Genomic DNA, 16160 nt, shown 5'->3' on the forward strand with positions numbered 1-16160 from the left:
GTCCATCCGGCATCACCCCTCACGGGTGGCCCTCGCCATCTCGACCCGGCCGCCCGCCGCGAGCAGCGCCAGGATCGCCAGGATCGCTACGAGGACCAGGGCGAAGACCACGGTGGTGATGGCGGTGGGGCGGTTCCACACCGCGAACACGAAGGCCACGACGGCCAGCACGGACAGGGTGATCGACCTGCGGTGGGTCTGCGCCCACACCCCGACCCGGCCGGCCCGGATCTCGTGGCCGTCGGCCCAGCCGGCCAGCGAGTCGGCGGTGCGGTCGGCGCCGCGGCGGATCGCCACCGGCAGCCGGCCGGGGCCGATCAGATAGGCGCCGAGCGCGATCACGACGCCGAGCACGATCGTGGTGACCAGGGCGTAGCGCAGGAAGCGCAGCAGTGTGTCGAAGACGGCCGCCGCGGCCGCGTCGGACTGCACTGCGGCCGGGAGGTGGTCCAGGTAGAAGCGGCGTACGACGACCAGGGCGATGGCCACCACCAGACAGGCGAACGCGGCGCCCAGCGCGGTACGGGCCAGCGCCCGGCGCCGTCGGCGGGCCAGCAGCACCCCGGCCACGCCGATCAGGACGGTGAGGACGGGCAGCCAGTGGCCGACCACGTCCAGCAGGTGGGCGCCGTCGCGGATCTTCTCCAGTTCCTCGGACTGGAACAGCACCAGCTGCTTGTTCACGTCGGGGATGGCCGCGGCGGGCGACAGACCCGCGTCGACGAGCTCCTTCTTCACCTGCTCGACGAGGGTGCCGACGTCGAGGGTGACCGTGCCGCCGGAGACCCCCACCGCGCCCCGGCCCTCTCCGGTGAGGGCGTGCACGACGGCGTTGTGGGCCCGTTCGTTGGCGTCCTTCCACACGGTGGCGAAGGCGTCGCTGTGCACGATCCGGGTGACGACCCGGTTGACCGCGCCGTCCACGGCCGAGTCGATCTGCGGCCCCAGCCCCCGGATCGCTGCGGTCGCCTTGGGCGGCAGCCCTTGCGACTTCAGCCAGTCGGCGAGCTCCCCGGCGGCCTGGTCGCCGTCGATCCGGGTGTCCACGGCGTCCGAGATCCGGTTGACGGCCGCGTCCTGGATGGCCGGTTCGGTGGCCAGCGGGGCGACCGTCTCGACGTACCGGTCGGTGTCGAGGGCGATGTCGTGCACCCACACCGTGATCAGTGCGACCGGCACCAGGATGCAGGTGACGACGATCAGCACCGCGGAGGCCGTGGCACGGGCGATCCGCCCGGGCGCGGAGGTCTGGTGCGCGGCGCTCATGCGGACTCCTGGTCTGCCGGGGCCCCTCCCTACCCCTCAATTGCGTCCGCGCACCACGGAAACGGCATGTCGAACAGGCCCATTCGGGCGAGCACCACGCTCGCCGCTAGTCGGCGAGCGGGTCCTTCCTCACCACGCACAGCGCCCAGATGATGAACGCGTACAGCGCGATCAGCGTGAGCGACCAGACCGGGTAGTACGGGATGGACAGGAAGTTGGCGATGAGCAGCAGTGCCGCGATGCCCACGCCGAGGACCCTCGCCCAGGTCTTCGCCGCGAACAGGCCGAAGCTCACGACCACCGCGATCGCCCCGAACAGCAGCTGGATCCAGCCCCAGCTGGTCAGATCGAACTTGAAGACGTAGTTGGGGGTGGACACGTACACGTCGTCCTCGGCGATCGCCATGATCCCGCGGAAGACGTCGAGGAGTCCGGCGATGAACAGCATCACTCCGGCGAACAGTGTCAGGCCGGTGGCGGCGACCTGCTTCCCCTCTCGGTGCCGGGGAGTAGCGGTGGTGGCCATGTCCGGCCTCCTTTCCTCACCGGGCTGCGGCGCGCAGCCGTACACCACGAGGGTGATCCCCGAGGGCCGCGCCCGTCGTCACCCCCGGAGGGTGAGGACGGGCCGGTCGCCGTCCTGCTGCCATGAGGACGAGGAAACGGGGGCGCCAGTGCTCGCCAGTCCTCGCCGGTCCTGAGGAGGTGGCGGCGCGATGAGCGACGGTGCCTGGGCGGGGCTGGCGGTGGCGGGTGTCACCGCCGCCTACGCCCTCGGCTCACGCCGGCTGTCGATCACGCCGGTCACGTCGGCGATCGTGTTCACGGGGAGCGGCCTGCTCATCGGTCCGCTCCTCCTCGACGTGATCGACGTCGAGCACTACGCCGCCCCGGTCACGGCCCTGTTGGAGGCGGCTCTGACCCTGGTCCTGTTCACCGACGCCATGACCGTCCGGCGGCCCGACCTGACCGTCGGCGGATTCCTGCCCGGCCGGCTGCTCGGCATCGGGCTGCCGCTGTGCATCGGCGCGGGCTGGCTGCTGGCCTGGCCGCTGCTGCCCGGGCTGACCGTGTGGGAGCTGGCCCTGGTGGGGGCGATCCTCGCGCCGACCGACGCGGCCGTGGGCAAGACGGCCATGTCCGAGCCGACCGTGCCGCCGCTCGTGCGCCACGGCCTCAACGTGGAGAGCGGGCTGAACGACGGCCTGATCCTGCCGTTCTTCATCGTCTTCGCCGCCAGTGTCCCCGGCACCTCCTACGCGGAGGAAGGCATCGCGGGCGCCTTCTGGCGCTCCCTGCTGCTCAGCAGCGCCCTCGGTCTGCTGGCCGGCGACGTCGGCGGACGGCTGCTGCGGATCGCCCGGGCCCGGGACTGGGTCGCCCGGCGCTGGGGGCAGGTGTACGTGCTCGGCGTCGCCGTGGCCGCGTACGAACTGGCCGTCGTCACCGACGGCAGCGGCTTCATCGCGGCCTGGGTCGCCGGGTTCGCCTTCGGACACGCCCTGCGCCGCCATCGCCCGGGCGGCCTGCCGGTGCCGCACGGCCCGGACCACACGCCCGAGTTCGCCGAGACCCTCGGATCGCTGCTGGCGTCGATCAGCCTGATGGTCTTCGGGGCGGTGCTGCTGGGCCCGGCGCTGGAGCATCTGACCTGGAAGATCGTCCTGTACGCGGTGCTCAGTCTGACGGTCGTGCGGATGCTGCCGGTGGCCGTCGCCCTGGCCGGGAGCGGGCTGCGGAGGCCCACGGTCGCCTACATCGGCTGGTTCGGGCCGCGCGGCCTCGCCTCCGTCGTCCTGGCGCTGCTCATCGTCGAGGAGCACGTGCCGGGGACGGAGACGCTCGGCCGGGTGGTCGCCGTCACCGTCGGCCTCAGCATCCTCTTCGAGGGCCTCTCGGCCACGGCTCTCGCCCGGCGGTACGGCCGCTGGTACGCGCGCGCCTCTGCCGCCGCCGGCGAGCGGGGGCTTCGGGAGGACGTGGCCGTGCCGGTCGAGTCCGTGGTCGAGTCCATGGCGGACAGGCGCCGGATCAGGCCACCAGGTCGGTCCGGGCGGTGACGCGGCCCTCGGCCACCGCCTCGCCCAGTGCCCTGTGGTCGCGCTCGTTCTGGTCGGCGTAGGACCGGGCGAACTCCACCAGGGCCCGGTCGAAGGAGTCGCTGCGGCCGAGATAGGCGGCGATGGCGATCGGGTCGCCCGAGCGGGCGTGTGCGCGGGCCAAGGAGGCGCCGCACATCTGGGCGAACAGCGCCAGGGTCTCGGCGTCCATGGTCTCGGGGCGGGCGATGCCCTTCCAGTCCCGCAACTGCCGTACATAGAAGTCGCGTTCACGGCCGTCGATGCCCGTGACGTGCTCCCAGCCGAGGAAGATGTCGCTGGCGGCCTGCATGAGCCGCTGCCCGGTGACCACGCGCTCGCCCTGGTTCTCGTACTCGCTCGCACCGCAGTAGGGGGCCAGGACCGACGCGTTCGCCTCCTTGGCCTGCAACAGCAGCGGGTCCTCGTCGTCGCGGCCGACCAGCAGGATGATCCAGCACCGGGTGCCGACGCTGCCGACCCCGACGACCTTGCGCGCCATGTCGGCGACATGGAACCGGCTCAGCACGTGCCGCCGCTCCGACGACAGCGTGCGCATGTAGCCGGCGACCAGATCGCGCAGCATCTGTTCCAGTTCCCCGCGTTCCGCGCTCGCCAGGAGCTCGTCGAGCGGTGTGATCAAGGGTGGATCGGAGATGATCCGCTGGACGCCGTCCTCGACCCGGGTCAGCTTCGCGGCCGCCTGGAGACTCGTCCGGGAACGAGCCTTCACCGAGGCCCGGGAAGCCCGCTGCTCGTCGTCCTTGCGCAGCGGTACGTCCAGCAACGCCTGCATCTGGTCGAAGTCGTCCCGCGCGTACCAGACGTCGAGGGTGCGCCACCCGGCGAACTCCCGCATGCGCTTGCGGTACGCCTCCACCCCGGCGCGCACGAGGGCGTCGCACTTCTTCGCCGGGAACTCGTTGGCCCGGCCGGCGATCACCAGGCTCGCGGCGAGCCTCTTGACGTCCCACTCGAACGGGCCCGGCAGGGTCTCGTCGAAGTCGTTGATGTCGAAGACGAGATGGCGTTCCGGGGAGGCCAGCAGCCGGAAGTTCAACAGGTGCGCATCGCCGCACAGCTGGGCGTACAACCCGGTGTGGGCACTGGCGCCGAGGTCGGACGCCATGATCGCCGCCGCTCCCCGGTAGAAGCGGAACGGCGATTCGAGCATCCGGCCGTACCGGACGGGGACCAGTTCGCTCACCCGGGTGGCGGACTGCCGCTCGATGATGTCCACGGGGTCCGGGCGTTTCTCGTCCGGCGCGTACACGGCGTGGGAAGAGCGCGGCACACGCATGCGTGCCTCTTTGCCGAGTGTGGCGCGCTCGGCCGGGGAGAGCGGCCCCTCGTTCCTCGGGGAGTTCATCGGGGAGAGCGGAGCGTCGTGCGTCGTCGCCATGACCGGACCTCCTTGCCTGCCCGCATGGTCACAATCCGGCGCGCCTGTGGGATCACCCGGAACAGGTGATGTGGGGCCGGGACCCGGGCGGTGCGATGCCCCTGTGGACGGTTCACGGAGGCCCGCCGCGACATCTGGGACGTCCGGTACGGCCGGGCGTCCCCGGGCGGCGGCCCAGCGGTGGGCGGCGCGGCTGGCACTGCTGGTCGCGGCGGCCGCGATCGCCCTGCTGCTGGCGTCCGCCGGAGTACGGAGCCTGACGCTGCTCGTCGTCGGCGTGGCGGGGCTCGCCGCCACGGCGGCCGCGCTGTGGTGGGCCCTCTCCCGGCATGGCACGGCACGGGCGCTCGCCGCCGCCCTGGCCGTACTCCTGCCGCTCGCGGTGCTGGTGGGCTACGCGACGGTCGGCCTGCTGTGGGCCGTGCTGGCGACCCTGGCGCTGTGGCTCCTGGCTGCGCTGATCGGACGGGCCGCCCTCGGCGCCGGCCTCGCACCGGCCGCTCCCCGGCAGCACCCCGCCGCACCGCCCATGGCGCCGTTCCTCATCATGAACCCCCGCTCGGGGGGCGGAAAGGTGGGCCGGTTCGACCTCGTTGCCAAGGCCCGGGCGCTTGGTGCCGAGGTCGCCGTACTCGACCCGGCCCACCCACAGGACGTCGCGGAGCTGGCCCGCGGGGCGGTGGCGCGGGGTGCGGACCTGCTCGGGGTGGCGGGAGGGGACGGCACCCAGGCGCTGGTGGCGGGGGTGGCGGCGCGGCACGGGCTGCCGTTCCTGGTGATCTCCGCCGGGACGCGCAACCACTTCGCCATGGACCTCGGCCTCGACCGGGACGACCCGTCGACCTGTCTGGACGCCCTCACCGACGGCGTCGAGCTCCGTATCGACCTCGGTCTCATCGGCGAGCGCGTCTTCGTCAACAACGCGTCCTTCGGGGTGTACGCGGCGGTCGTGCAGAGCCCCGCCTACCGCGACGACAAGGTGCACACCATCCTGCGGGAGCTCCCGGAGCTGCTGACCCACCAGGTCGGACCGCGGCTGACCGTCAGCGCCGGCGACTCGGTCATCGACGCGCCCCAAGGGGTTCTGATCAGCAACAACCCCTACCAGCTGGGCGACGCGGCCGGGCTCGGCCGACGGGCGCGGCTGGACTCCGGGGTCCTCGGTGTCCTCGGCGTCAAGGTCGACAACGCCGCGCAGGCGGCCGGTCTGCTGCGGGGCGGGCACGCGCGCGGGCTCACCCTGCTGACGGAGAGCGAGGTGGTGGTCGACTCCGACGCCCCCGACGTCCCGGTCGGCGTCGACGGCGAGGCCCTCCAGCTGCGCACACCCGTCACCTGCCGCATCGCACCCGGCGCCCTGCGCGTCCGGGTACCACGGGAGCGGCCGGGAGTGCCCGAGGCCAGACCGCGGGTGGACTGGCGGGCACTGGGGCGGCTGGCATTGCAAAAGTGAACGACCCTCGGGCGCCACCGGTGCAACGACCTACGCGCACCAGCGGCGGAACGGTCCGGCTACACGCACCACCGGCGGAACGGCCTGCCTACGTGCACCACCAGAGGAACCGGTTGCACGTCTCCGACGGTGTCGGATCCGGGGTCGGGACCGATGTGGTCGGCTTCTCGGTCGGCTCCTGGGTCTGCGGGTCGGACGTGGGAGCGGGTGCCGAGGTGGACGTACCGGAACCGCCGCCGCCCGTCGTGTCCGACCCCTCGTCCTCGTCGGCGGCCTTGTCCTTGTCCTTCTTCTTGTCGTCCTCGTCCTTCGGCGACTTCGAGGCCGAGGGAGACGCCGAGGGATCCGGTGACGGGGAGTTCCGGTCCACCCCCGTCGCCGCGTCCGTCGCGTCCGGGGACGCGGTGACCTCCTCCGAGGCCGCGCCCTCCGCCGACTCGTCCCCGGCCGCCGCCGGCTTCGGGCCCGACCCCGGGGCGTCCAAGCCGAGTTCGGCGAGGCTCAGACCGCCCGCGGCCAGCACGAACCCGGCGGTGATCAACAGAACCCGGCGACGGCGGCGCCGATGCGCGGCGGCCTTGCGATCGCGACGGCTCACCCCGCCCGTGGACTCGTCGTCGTCCAGGTCGCCGTCGTCCAGGTCGTCGCCAGCACGGCCATCGTGCTCACGATCACGGTCATCGTGCTCACGCGTGTCGTCGTGGCCGCCGCGGGCATCGCCGTAGCCGTCGCGAGCGCCGCTGTCGTCCGGGTACTCGCCCGCAGGGGCGGCGGCGTAGTCGTCCCGGTACTCACCACTGCCGTAGCCGCCATAGCCGCCGTAGCCGTCATACCCGGCGCTCTCGTACTGCCCGCCGTACTGCCCACCCTGCTGCCCGCCGTACTGACCCGCGTGAGCGGGCATCTCCTGGGTCATGGGCGGCATCTGGGGATACGCGTCACCCGCGTCCGCGTCCACGTACACGTGGAGCTGTTCGATCGTGGCACCGCACCCGGGGCAGGCGAGGGCGCCATTCAGGTGCCGTCGGCACGGGTGGCAGTAGTCCATGACGCGGGAAGACTAAGTTCCGCACAGGGAAGGTTGATAGTCACGGCTGTGAAAGTTGTGTATGGAACTTCCTGTTCCGGCATGGCGAGTTGACGGATATGCCAGGACACGCCAGACACGCCCCCCACCCTCCGTGAACCTCCGCCCGAAATCCGTATCGAAAGGGGTGTCGAAACCGTTATGCGTTCGACCCATTGACACCCCCGCCGCCGCCTCCCTACTGTCACGTCAGCATTTCGAACGTGTGACGAAATCTCGAACACGCCGGAGTGCAACGCCAAGTAGCCGACGACGCAGCAAGGGGCAACTGCCGTGCGCATCACCGGAATCAGCACACACGTGGTCGGGACGCCGTGGCGCAACCTGACATACGTCCAGGTGCACACCGACGAGGGCATCACCGGAGTCGGCGAGACCCGGATGCTGGGCCACACCGACGCGCTGATCGGCTACCTGCGGGAGGCCGAGGCCAACCACATTCTCGGTTCGGACCCGTTCGCCGTGGAAGACCTGCTCCGCCGGATGAAGTACGGCGACTACGGCCGCGCCGGCGAGATCGTCATGTCCGGCATCGCCGTGATCGAGATGGCCTGCTGGGACATCAAGGGCAAGGCCCTCGGGGTGCCGGTCTGGCAGCTGCTCGGCGGCAAGGTCACCGACAAGGTCAAGGCGTACGCCAACGGCTGGTACACCACGGAGCGGACGCCCGAGGCGTACCACAAGGCCGCGCAGGGCGTGATGGAGCGCGGGTACCGGGCGCTCAAGATCGACCCCTTCGGCACCGGCCACTTCGAGCTCGACCACGAGCAGACGCTGTACGCCCTCTCCCTCATCGAGGCGGTCCGCGACGCCATCGGCCCCGACGCCGAGCTGATGCTGGAGATGCACGGCCGCTTCTCCCCCGCCACCGCCGTACGGCTCGCCAAGGAGCTGGCGCCCTTCAAGCCGGCCTGGCTGGAGGAGCCCTGCCCGCCGGAGAACCTGAAGGCGCTGGAGAAGGTCGCCGCCAAGGTCGACATCCCGGTCGCCACCGGCGAGCGGATCCACGACCGCATCGAGTTCCGTGAGCTCTTCGAGAGCCAGGCCGTCGACATCATCCAGCCCGACGTCGGCCACATCGGCGGCATCTGGGAGACCCGGAAACTGGCCGCGACCGCCGAGACCCACTACATGCTGGTCGCCCCGCACAACGTCGGTGGCTCGGTCCTGACCGCCGCCTCCCTCCAGGTCGGCTTCACCTCCCCGAACTTCAAGATCCTGGAGCACTTCAACGACTTCGCCGACGCGGAGATCAAGAAGGTCGTCAAGGGCGCCCCGCAGGTGAACCCGGAGGACGGCTGCTTCCACCTCTCCGACGCCCCCGGTCTCGGGGTCGAGTTCGACGCCGACGCCGCCGCCGAGTTCCCGCAGCAGCAGGCCCGGTTCGACCTGTGGGCCGAGGGCTGGGAGCAGCGCAAGCCGAAGGGCGCCGGGCAGTGAGCACCGCCGTCGTCATCGAGGCGCCCGGCGAGCACCGGCTCACCGAGCACACGCCCCGTGAGCCCGGCCCCGGCGAGGCCCTGGTCCGCGTCCACGCGGTCGGCATCTGCGGCAGCGACCGCGAGGTGTACCAGGGCAACCGGCCCGAGGGGTACGTCCGTTACCCGCTGACGCCGGGCCACGAGTGGTCCGGGACCGTCGACCGGGTCGGCGCCGGAGTCCCCGGCTCCCTCGTCGGCCGCAAGGTCGTCGGCGAGGGCTTCCGCAACTGCCAGGTCTGCGACCGCTGCCACGCGGGCGAGACCACGCTGTGCAGCGCGGGGTACGAGGAGACCGGGTTCACCCAGCCCGGCGCCATGGCGACGACGCTCACGCTCCCGGCCCGGCTGCTGCACGTCCTGCCGGACGACTGCGACCTCACGGCCGCCGCGCTGCTGGAGCCGGCCGCCTGCATCGCCGCCGCGGCGATCAAGGCGAACGCCCTGCCGGGTGAGCGGGTGGCCGTGGTGGGCACCGGGACGCTCGGGATGTTCGCCGTTCAGTTCCTGAAGGCGGGCTCGCCGGCCGAGCTGCTCGTGGTGGGCACCCGGAGCGACCGCGAGGCGCTGTCGCGGCAGTACGGCGCCACCGACTTCCGCACCAAGGACCAGGAGCTCCCGGACGACTTCGACGTCGTCATCGAGACCGCCGGGTCCGCCGACGCCGCGCGCACCTCCGCCGCGCTGCTGAGGCGAGGCGGGCGGCTGATCCTCACCGGGATCCCGGCGTCGGGCGCGCAGGGCCTGGACCCGACCGATCTCGTCGTACGGCAACTGGAGGTGCACACCGTGTTCGGGGCGCCGCCGGACGCCTGGGCGCACACGGTGCGCGTGTTCGCGGCGGGGCTGCTCGATCCGCTGCCGCTGGTCACGCACGAGCTGCCGCTTCAGGAGTTCCCGCAGGCGATCGAGCTCGTCGGGTCCGGCGATCCGAAGGTGGGCAAGGTCCTGCTCCACCCCTAGACGTACGCCGGTACGGGGGCAACCTGACGGCTCCCGTACCGGCGTACCCCAGAGCCGCGCACACCCTGAGCCGCGAACCTCGTCCGACATATCGAACAAGAAGGACATCTTGTGACCGACGCCTCCGCAGCCCGTCGACCCGGTGAGCAGGCGCTCGCCGCCCTCGGCCTGGGCGCGCCCGACCTCTCCCCCGCCGACGCCTCGCCGCACACCTTCCCGGGCGGCGGCAGATGGCGCACCGAGATCCCCTCGTGCGAGGGTCCCGAAGCGCTGGCCGTCGTCCTGAAGGAAGCCTCGCGGCTGGACGTGCCGATCCACCGGATCAGCCAGGGCAGCGGTATCTGGATGCTGACCGACGCCGAGATCACCGAGATGGTCGACGCGACGAACGAGCGTGACATCGAGCTCTGCCTGTTCACCGGTCCGCGCGGCACCTGGGACATCGGCGGCTCCACGCGCACCGACTCGCGGGGGGCCGGACTGCGCGCACGGGGCCATGACGCGGTCGCCGGTTGCGTCGAGGACGCCGTACGGGCCACGGAGTTGGGCGTGAAGTGCCTGCTCGTCGCCGACGAGGGCGTGCTGTGGACGCTGCACCGGGCGCGCGTCGCCGGGATCATCCCGGCCGACACCACCCTCAAGGTGAGCGCGCTGATCGGTCCGGTCAACCCGGCCGCGTACGCGGTCTACGAGAACCTGGGCGGCGACTCGATCAACGTGCCCAGCGACCTCACGCTCGACCACCTCACCGAGATACGGCGGGTCTCCGCCGCCCCCATGGACATGTACATCGAGGCCCCCGACGATCTCGGCGGCTATGTGCGGATGTACGAGGTCGCCGAGCTCATCCGGCGCGGCGCACCGCTCTATCTGAAGTTCGGGCTCTCCAAGGCCCCCGGGATCTATCCCTACGGGCACCACATGAGGGACCTGACGCTGGCCACCGCCAAGGAACGCGTACGGCGCGGACGACTGGCGCTGGACCTGCTCGCACGGCACGGAGCCGACGGCGACATGGCACCCCTCGGCTCACGGCTGCCCGGAAATCTGCGGCGCTTCGAAACTCGCGCATAACGTTCCGGACAAACCCCCTTCACAGAAGACGACGTAGTCGAACACAATCCCACACACCCTCGGTCGACCCGCACAGCCCTCGCAGAGTCGTCGCTTCGCCAGACCGAGCCCTGCTCACACACATCAAGGATGATGACCATGCGCACTCGCAGAGCCGCACTCGCCGCCATAGCCGGAGCCGCCTCCCTCGCCCTGACCCTGTCCGCCTGTGGCCAGAGCGGTGAGGGCGGCAGCAAGGAGGAGGGCGGCGACACCAAGGGCGCCACCATCGGCATCGCGATGCCGACCAAGTCCTCCGAGCGCTGGATCGCCGACGGCAAGAACGTCGTCGCGGACCTGGAGTCGAAGGGCTACAAGACCAAGCTGGTCTACGGCGAGGACGACCCGGACCAGCAGGTCTCGCAGATCGAGAACCTGATCACCCAGGGCGTCAAGGCGCTCATCGTCGCGGCCATCGACAACAAGTCGATGAACAACGTGCTCCAGCAGGCCGCCGACGCCAAGATCCCGGTGATCTCCTACGACCGCCTCATCCTTGGCACCAAGAACGTCGACTACTACGCGTCGTTCGACAACGAGAAGGTCGGCGAGCTCCAGGCCACCTACATCGTCGAGAAGCTCGGCCTGAAGGACGGCTCCAAGAAGGGACCGTTCAACATCGAGCTGTTCGCCGGCTCCAACGACGACAACAACACGCGCTACTTCTTCGGCGGCGCGATGAAGGTCCTCCAGCCCTACATCGACAAGAAGCAGCTCGTCGTCAAGTCCGGCCAGACCAAGCTGACCCAGGTCACCACCCTGCGCTGGGACGGCGGCAAGGCCCAGAACCGCATGGACGAGATCCTGACGTCGGCGTACAAGAGCGCCCGGGTCGACGCGGTGCTCTCGCCGTACGACGGCATCTCCATCGGCATCCTCTCGGCGCTGAAGTCGGACGACTACGGCTCCGCGAGCAAGCCGCTGCCGATCGTCACCGGTCAGGACGCCGAGGTCGCCTCGGTGAAGTCGATCATCGCCGACGAGCAGTCGATGACCGTGTACAAGGACACCCGCGAGCTCGCCAAGGTCGCCTCGAACATGGTCGACTCGGCCCTCAACGGCAAGAAGCCCGAGGTCAACGACACCAAGACCTACGACAACGGCTCGAAGGTCGTCCCCGCCTACCTGCTCACGCCGGTCAGCGTGGACAAGACCAACTACCAGAAGGAAGTCGTGGACTCCGGCTACATCAAGGCAAGCGACCTCAAGTAACCGCCGGCCCACTCTGATTGGAAGGCACGACCATGGCGGGACCCGTCCTGGAAATGCGCTCGATCGTCAAGACCTTTCCCGGCGTCAAGGCGCTGTCGGACGTCACACTGACCGTCCAGCAGGGCGAGGTCCACGCCATCTGCGGGGAGAACGGCGCCGGTAAGTCGACGCTGATGAAGGTCCTCTCCGGCGTCCACCCGCACGGCACCTACGAGGGGGACATCCTCTTCGAGGGCGAGGTCTGCGAGTTCAAGGACATCCGGGCGAGCGAGCAGCACGGCATCGTCATCATCCACCAGGAGCTGGCGCTCTCGCCGTTCCTCTCCCTCGCGGAGAACATCTTCCTCGGCAACGAGCATGCCAAGGGCGGGTTCATCGACTGGCGGGAGACCCTGCGGCACGCCACCGAACTGCTGCGCCGGGTCGGTCTCTCCGACCACCCGGACACCCGCGTCGCCGACATCGGCGTGGGCAAGCAGCAGCTGGTGGAGATCGCGAAGGCGCTGTCGAAGAAGGTGAAGCTGCTCATCCTGGATGAGCCGACCGCGGCCCTGAACGACGAGGACAGCGGCAAACTCCTGGATCTGATCCTGGAGTTGAAGAAGCAGGGCATCACCTCGATCATCATCTCCCACAAGCTCAACGAGATCCGCAAGGTCGCCGACTCGGTGACGATCCTCCGTGACGGCCAGACGATCGAGACCCTCGATGTGAAGGCGCCGGAGACCACCGAGGACCGGATCATCAGCGGAATGGTCGGCCGGGACCTGGAGAACCGCTTCCCGGACCGCACCCCGCACGAGCCGGAGAAGGGCTCCGCCCCCGCGCTGGAGATCCGCAACTGGACCGTGCACCACCCGATCGACCAGCAGCGCAAGGTCGTCGACGATGTGTCGCTGTCCGTGCGGCGCGGCGAGATCGTCGGCATCGCGGGCCTGATGGGCGCCGGCCGCACCGAGCTCGCGATGAGCGTCTTCGGGCGGACGTACGGCCGTTACCACGGCGGCACGGTCCTCAAGGACGGCAAGGAGATCCGTACGAAGACAGTCCCCGAGGCGGTCAAGAACGGCATCGCGTACGTCACCGAGGACCGCAAGCACTACGGCCTCAACCTCATCGACACCATCAACCGCAACATCTCACTCAGCGCGCTGGGCAAGGTCGCCAAGCGGGGCGTGGTCGACGAGCACGAGGAGCGGCAGGTCGCCGAGGGCTTCCGCAAGTCCATGAACATCAAGGCGCCGACCGTCTTCGAGCCGGTGGGCAAGCTGTCCGGCGGCAACCAGCAGAAGGTCGTCCTGAGCAAGTGGATCTTCGCGGGTCCGGACGTGCTGATCCTGGACGAGCCCACGCGCGGTATCGACGTCGGTGCCAAGTACGAGATCTACACGGTCATCGACCAGCTGGCCGCCCAGGGCAAGGCGGTCGTCTTCATCTCCTCCGAGCTGCCCGAGCTGCTCGGCATGTGTGACCGCATCTACACGATGGCCGCGGGGCGGCTGACCGGTGAGTTCTCGCGGGCCGAGGCCTCGCAGGAATCGCTGATGCGTCAGATGACAAAGGACAAAGAGGTATCCCGATGAGCACGGATGTGACCGCCAAGACCCCGGCCCCCGCGCCGCCGGGCAAGAGCGGAGGGGCCGCGGGTGACGGCCTGCTCCAGCTGGTGATGGACGGCATGCGCCGCAACATGCGGCAGTACGGCATGCTGTTCGCGCTCGGCCTGATCGTGGTGCTGTTCGCCGTGTGGACCGACGGCGACCTGCTGCTGCCGCGCAACGTCTCCAACCTGGTGCTCCAGAACAGCTACATCCTGATCCTCGCGATCGGCATGATGCTCGTGATCATCGCGGGCCATATCGACCTGTCGGTCGGCTCGTTGACGGCCTTCGTGGGCTCGATGGCAGCCGTGTTCATGGTCAAGAACGACATACCATGGGTCCTCGCCGTGGCGCTGTGCCTGGCCATCGGCGCGCTTGCGGGTGCGGCGCAAGGGTTCTTCATCGCGTATCTCGGCATACCGTCGTTCATCGTGACCCTGGCGGGCATGCTGATCTTCCGTGGTCTGACCGAGATCTTCCTTGAGGGCCAGACGCTCGGCCCGTTCCCCGAGGGTCTGCAGAAGGTCGCCAACGGCTTCCTGCCCGAGGTCGGTCCGGAGACCAACTACCACAACCTGACGCTGCTGCTGGGCTTCGCCCTGATCGGCTTCGTGGTGCTCCAGGAGTTCCGTGACCGCAAGCGGCAGCAGGAGTTCGCGCTGGACGTGCCGCCCACCAGCCTCTTCCTGCTCAAGCTGGTCGCGATCGGCGCCGCCGTGCTCACCATCACACTGCTGCTGGCCAGCTACAAGGGTGCCCCGATCGTGCTGCTGATCCTGGGCGCGCTGCTCGTCGGCTTCGGCTACGTCATGCGCAACGCGATCATCGGCCGGCACATCTACGCCATCGGCGGCAACCTGCCCGCGGCCAAGCTGTCGGGTGTGAAGGACAAGAAGGTCGTCTTCCTGATCTTCCTGAACATGGGCATGCTCGCGGCCCTGGCGGGTCTGGTCTTCGCCGCCCGCTTCAACGCGGCCTCTCCCAAGGCCGGCCTCAACTTCGAGCTGGAGGCGATCGCCGCCTCGTTCATCGGCGGCGCGTCGATGAGCGGCGGCGTCGGCACCGTCCTCGGCGCGATCATCGGTGGCCTGGTCCTGGGCGTGCTGAACAACGGTATGAACCTCGTCGGCATCGGCACCGACTGGCAGCAGGTCATCAAGGGCCTGGTGCTCCTGACGGCGGTCGGATTCGACGTGTGGAACAAGCGCAAGGTCGGTTCGTAAGTCCCCATCGGGCCCCGCCGGAAGGCGGGGCCCGGTTCATTCCCAGCAGCTTCCGCTGCTTCCGCAGTTTCCCAACGAAGTGGAGCCGCAAGCATGGACATGAGCAGACGTACGGTCATAGCCGGGGCCGCGGCGGCGGGGATCACCGCCGCGACCGTCGGCACCGCACACGCCACCACGGGAGGCAACAAGCCGGTGAAGTCCCTCTTCGGCACGCTCGCCGACGGCACGAAGGTCTACAGCTGGGCGCTGGCCAACGGCGGCACCCGGATGAAGGTCCTCTCCTACGGCGGCATCGTGCAGTCCCTGGAGGTCCCGGACCGGCGTGGCCGGTACGCCAACATCTCCCTGGGCTTCGACAACATCGAGGACTACGTCGCCAAGAGCCCGTACTTCGGCGCGCTGATCGGCCGCTACGGCAACCGCATCGGGAAGGGCAGGTTCACCCTGGACGGCAAGAGCTACCAGCTCTCCGTCAACGACGGCGAGAACAGCCTGCACGGCGGCGCCAAGGGCTTCGACAAGCGCGTGTGGGACATCGAGCCGTTCACCAAGGGCTCCGACGTCGGCCTGCACCTGCACTACACCTCCGTCGACGGCGAGATGGGCTACCCGGGCACGCTCAAGGTGAAGGTGACGTACACCCTCACCAAGCACGGCGACTGGCGCATCGACTACGCGGCCACCACCGACAAGGCCACGGTCGTCAACCTCACCAGCCATGTGTACTGGAACCTCGCCGGCGAGGGCAGCGGCACGATCGAGAACCACGAGCTGAAGATCGCCGCGTCCCGCTACACCCCCGTCGACTCGGGCCTCATCCCCACCGGTGAGCTGGCCCCCGTCGCGGGCACCCCCTTCGACTTCCGCCGCACCAAGGCGATCGGCGAGGACATCCGCGAAGCACACCAGCAGCTGCTGTACGGCAAGGGCATCGACCACAACTGGGTGCTCGACAAGGGCATCTCGCCGCGCCCCGAGTGGTGCGCCACGCTGAAGGACCCGTCCTCCGGCCGCACCCTGCGCATGGCGACCACCGAGCCGGGTCTGCAGTTCTACTCCGGCAACTTCCTCGACGGCACGCTCGTCGGTTCGGGCGGCAGCGTCTACCGGCAGGGCGACGCGCTGTGCCTGGAGACGCAGCACTTCCCGGACTCGCCGAACAAGCCGTCGTTCCCGTCGACGGTGCTGCGGCCCGGACAGACGTACCGCTCGACGACGGTGCACTCGTTCACCTGCTGACGTTCACCTGCTGACGTTCATCTCCTGACGGATCTTCACAGG

Annotated in this window: 13 protein-coding genes; 9 read left to right on the forward strand and 4 right to left on the reverse strand. The window is 69.7% G+C overall.

The window, feature by feature from the left end; genetic code table 11:
• Positions 1-12 precede the first annotated feature (12 nt).
• Together ACFWYS_RS09075 and ACFWYS_RS09080 are read right to left on the reverse strand one after the other, a co-directional pair.
• Entirely contained in the window at positions 13-1266 is a 1254-nt protein-coding gene (locus ACFWYS_RS09075; protein ID WP_384765199.1) for a hypothetical protein, read from the reverse strand.
• A 106-nt stretch (positions 1267-1372) separates the two neighbouring features.
• The gene (locus ACFWYS_RS09080) at positions 1373-1792 is read right to left on the reverse strand and encodes a hypothetical protein (RefSeq protein ID WP_384765201.1); all 420 of its coding nucleotides are present in this window, start codon (positions 1790-1792) and stop codon (positions 1373-1375) included.
• A 190-nt stretch (positions 1793-1982) separates the two neighbouring features.
• Between ACFWYS_RS09080 and ACFWYS_RS09085 the strand changes: the two genes are divergently transcribed.
• Positions 1983-3326 carry a cation:proton antiporter gene (locus ACFWYS_RS09085; RefSeq protein WP_384765202.1) on the forward strand — a complete coding sequence of 448 codons (1344 nt, stop codon included), beginning with the start codon at positions 1983-1985 and terminating at the stop codon, positions 3324-3326.
• On the opposite strand, the gene ACFWYS_RS09090 is transcribed toward ACFWYS_RS09085, so the two are convergent.
• Positions 3298-4713, reverse strand: a complete 1416-nt coding sequence (locus ACFWYS_RS09090) for a DUF2252 domain-containing protein (protein ID WP_384765509.1) — start codon at positions 4711-4713, stop codon at positions 3298-3300. The genes ACFWYS_RS09085 and ACFWYS_RS09090 overlap by 29 nt on opposite strands.
• A gap of 136 nt (positions 4714-4849) precedes the next feature.
• Between ACFWYS_RS09090 and ACFWYS_RS09095 the strand changes: the two genes are divergently transcribed.
• Positions 4850-6199 (forward strand): diacylglycerol/lipid kinase family protein, encoded by a 1350-nt coding sequence (locus ACFWYS_RS09095; RefSeq protein WP_384765204.1) that lies wholly within the window; start codon positions 4850-4852, stop codon positions 6197-6199.
• A gap of 88 nt (positions 6200-6287) precedes the next feature.
• Here ACFWYS_RS09095 and ACFWYS_RS09100 read toward each other — a convergent pair whose 3' ends face one another.
• Positions 6288-7247 carry a hypothetical protein gene (locus ACFWYS_RS09100; RefSeq protein WP_384765206.1) on the reverse strand — a complete coding sequence of 320 codons (960 nt, stop codon included), beginning with the start codon at positions 7245-7247 and terminating at the stop codon, positions 6288-6290.
• 312 nt (positions 7248-7559) lie between these two features.
• Between ACFWYS_RS09100 and ACFWYS_RS09105 the strand changes: the two genes are divergently transcribed.
• The 7 genes from ACFWYS_RS09105 (at position 7560) to ACFWYS_RS09135 (ending at position 16118) form a co-directional block, all read left to right on the forward strand.
• Positions 7560-8726, forward strand: a complete 1167-nt coding sequence (locus ACFWYS_RS09105) for a mandelate racemase/muconate lactonizing enzyme family protein (RefSeq protein WP_384765207.1) — start codon at positions 7560-7562, stop codon at positions 8724-8726.
• Positions 8723-9727 carry a zinc-binding dehydrogenase gene (locus ACFWYS_RS09110; RefSeq protein ID WP_384765209.1) on the forward strand — a complete coding sequence of 335 codons (1005 nt, stop codon included), beginning with the start codon at positions 8723-8725 and terminating at the stop codon, positions 9725-9727. Before ACFWYS_RS09105 ends, ACFWYS_RS09110 begins: the two co-directional genes overlap by 4 nt.
• Positions 9728-9838: 111 nt before the next feature.
• Positions 9839-10801, forward strand: coding sequence for a hypothetical protein (locus ACFWYS_RS09115; protein WP_384765211.1), 963 nt, complete (start codon positions 9839-9841; stop codon positions 10799-10801).
• A gap of 132 nt (positions 10802-10933) precedes the next feature.
• Complete coding sequence (chvE, locus tag ACFWYS_RS09120) at positions 10934-12052, forward strand: multiple monosaccharide ABC transporter substrate-binding protein (RefSeq protein ID WP_384765213.1); 1119 nt, start codon at positions 10934-10936, stop codon at positions 12050-12052.
• 32 nt (positions 12053-12084) lie between these two features.
• On the forward strand, positions 12085-13635 hold the full coding sequence (mmsA, locus tag ACFWYS_RS09125) for a multiple monosaccharide ABC transporter ATP-binding protein (protein ID WP_384765215.1): 1551 nt from the start codon (positions 12085-12087) through the stop codon (positions 13633-13635).
• Positions 13632-14876: a multiple monosaccharide ABC transporter permease gene (gene mmsB, locus ACFWYS_RS09130; RefSeq protein WP_384765216.1), complete on the forward strand. Its 1245-nt coding sequence runs from the start codon at positions 13632-13634 to the stop codon at positions 14874-14876. The genes mmsA and mmsB overlap by 4 nt, the downstream gene beginning before the upstream one ends.
• 93 nt (positions 14877-14969) lie before the next feature.
• Positions 14970-16118, forward strand: a complete 1149-nt coding sequence (locus tag ACFWYS_RS09135) for an aldose epimerase family protein (protein WP_384765217.1) — start codon at positions 14970-14972, stop codon at positions 16116-16118.
• Positions 16119-16160: the final 42 nt, after the last annotated feature.

Source organism: Streptomyces sp. NPDC059010 (assembly GCF_042740355.1).
GTDB lineage: Bacteria > Actinomycetota > Actinomycetes > Streptomycetales > Streptomycetaceae > Streptomyces.

What these genes read in the sequence shown, in the direction of transcription:
- ACFWYS_RS09090 (WP_384765509.1), bottom strand. Translation starts at nt 4,713, where the DNA reads ATGAACTCCCCGAGGAACGAGGGGCCGCTCTCCCCGGCCGAGCGCGCC.
- ACFWYS_RS09075 (WP_384765199.1), bottom strand. Translation starts at nt 1,266, where the DNA reads ATGAGCGCCGCGCACCAGACCTCCGCGCCCGGGCGGATCGCCCGTGCC.
- mmsA (WP_384765215.1), top strand. Translation starts at nt 12,085, where the DNA reads ATGGCGGGACCCGTCCTGGAAATGCGCTCGATCGTCAAGACCTTTCCC.
- chvE (WP_384765213.1), top strand. Translation starts at nt 10,934, where the DNA reads ATGACCATGCGCACTCGCAGAGCCGCACTCGCCGCCATAGCCGGAGCC.
- mmsB (WP_384765216.1), top strand. Translation starts at nt 13,632, where the DNA reads ATGAGCACGGATGTGACCGCCAAGACCCCGGCCCCCGCGCCGCCGGGC.
- ACFWYS_RS09080 (WP_384765201.1), bottom strand. Translation starts at nt 1,792, where the DNA reads ATGGCCACCACCGCTACTCCCCGGCACCGAGAGGGGAAGCAGGTCGCC.
- ACFWYS_RS09135 (WP_384765217.1), top strand. Translation starts at nt 14,970, where the DNA reads ATGGACATGAGCAGACGTACGGTCATAGCCGGGGCCGCGGCGGCGGGG.
- ACFWYS_RS09100 (WP_384765206.1), bottom strand. Translation starts at nt 7,247, where the DNA reads ATGGACTACTGCCACCCGTGCCGACGGCACCTGAATGGCGCCCTCGCC.
- ACFWYS_RS09085 (WP_384765202.1), top strand. Translation starts at nt 1,983, where the DNA reads ATGAGCGACGGTGCCTGGGCGGGGCTGGCGGTGGCGGGTGTCACCGCC.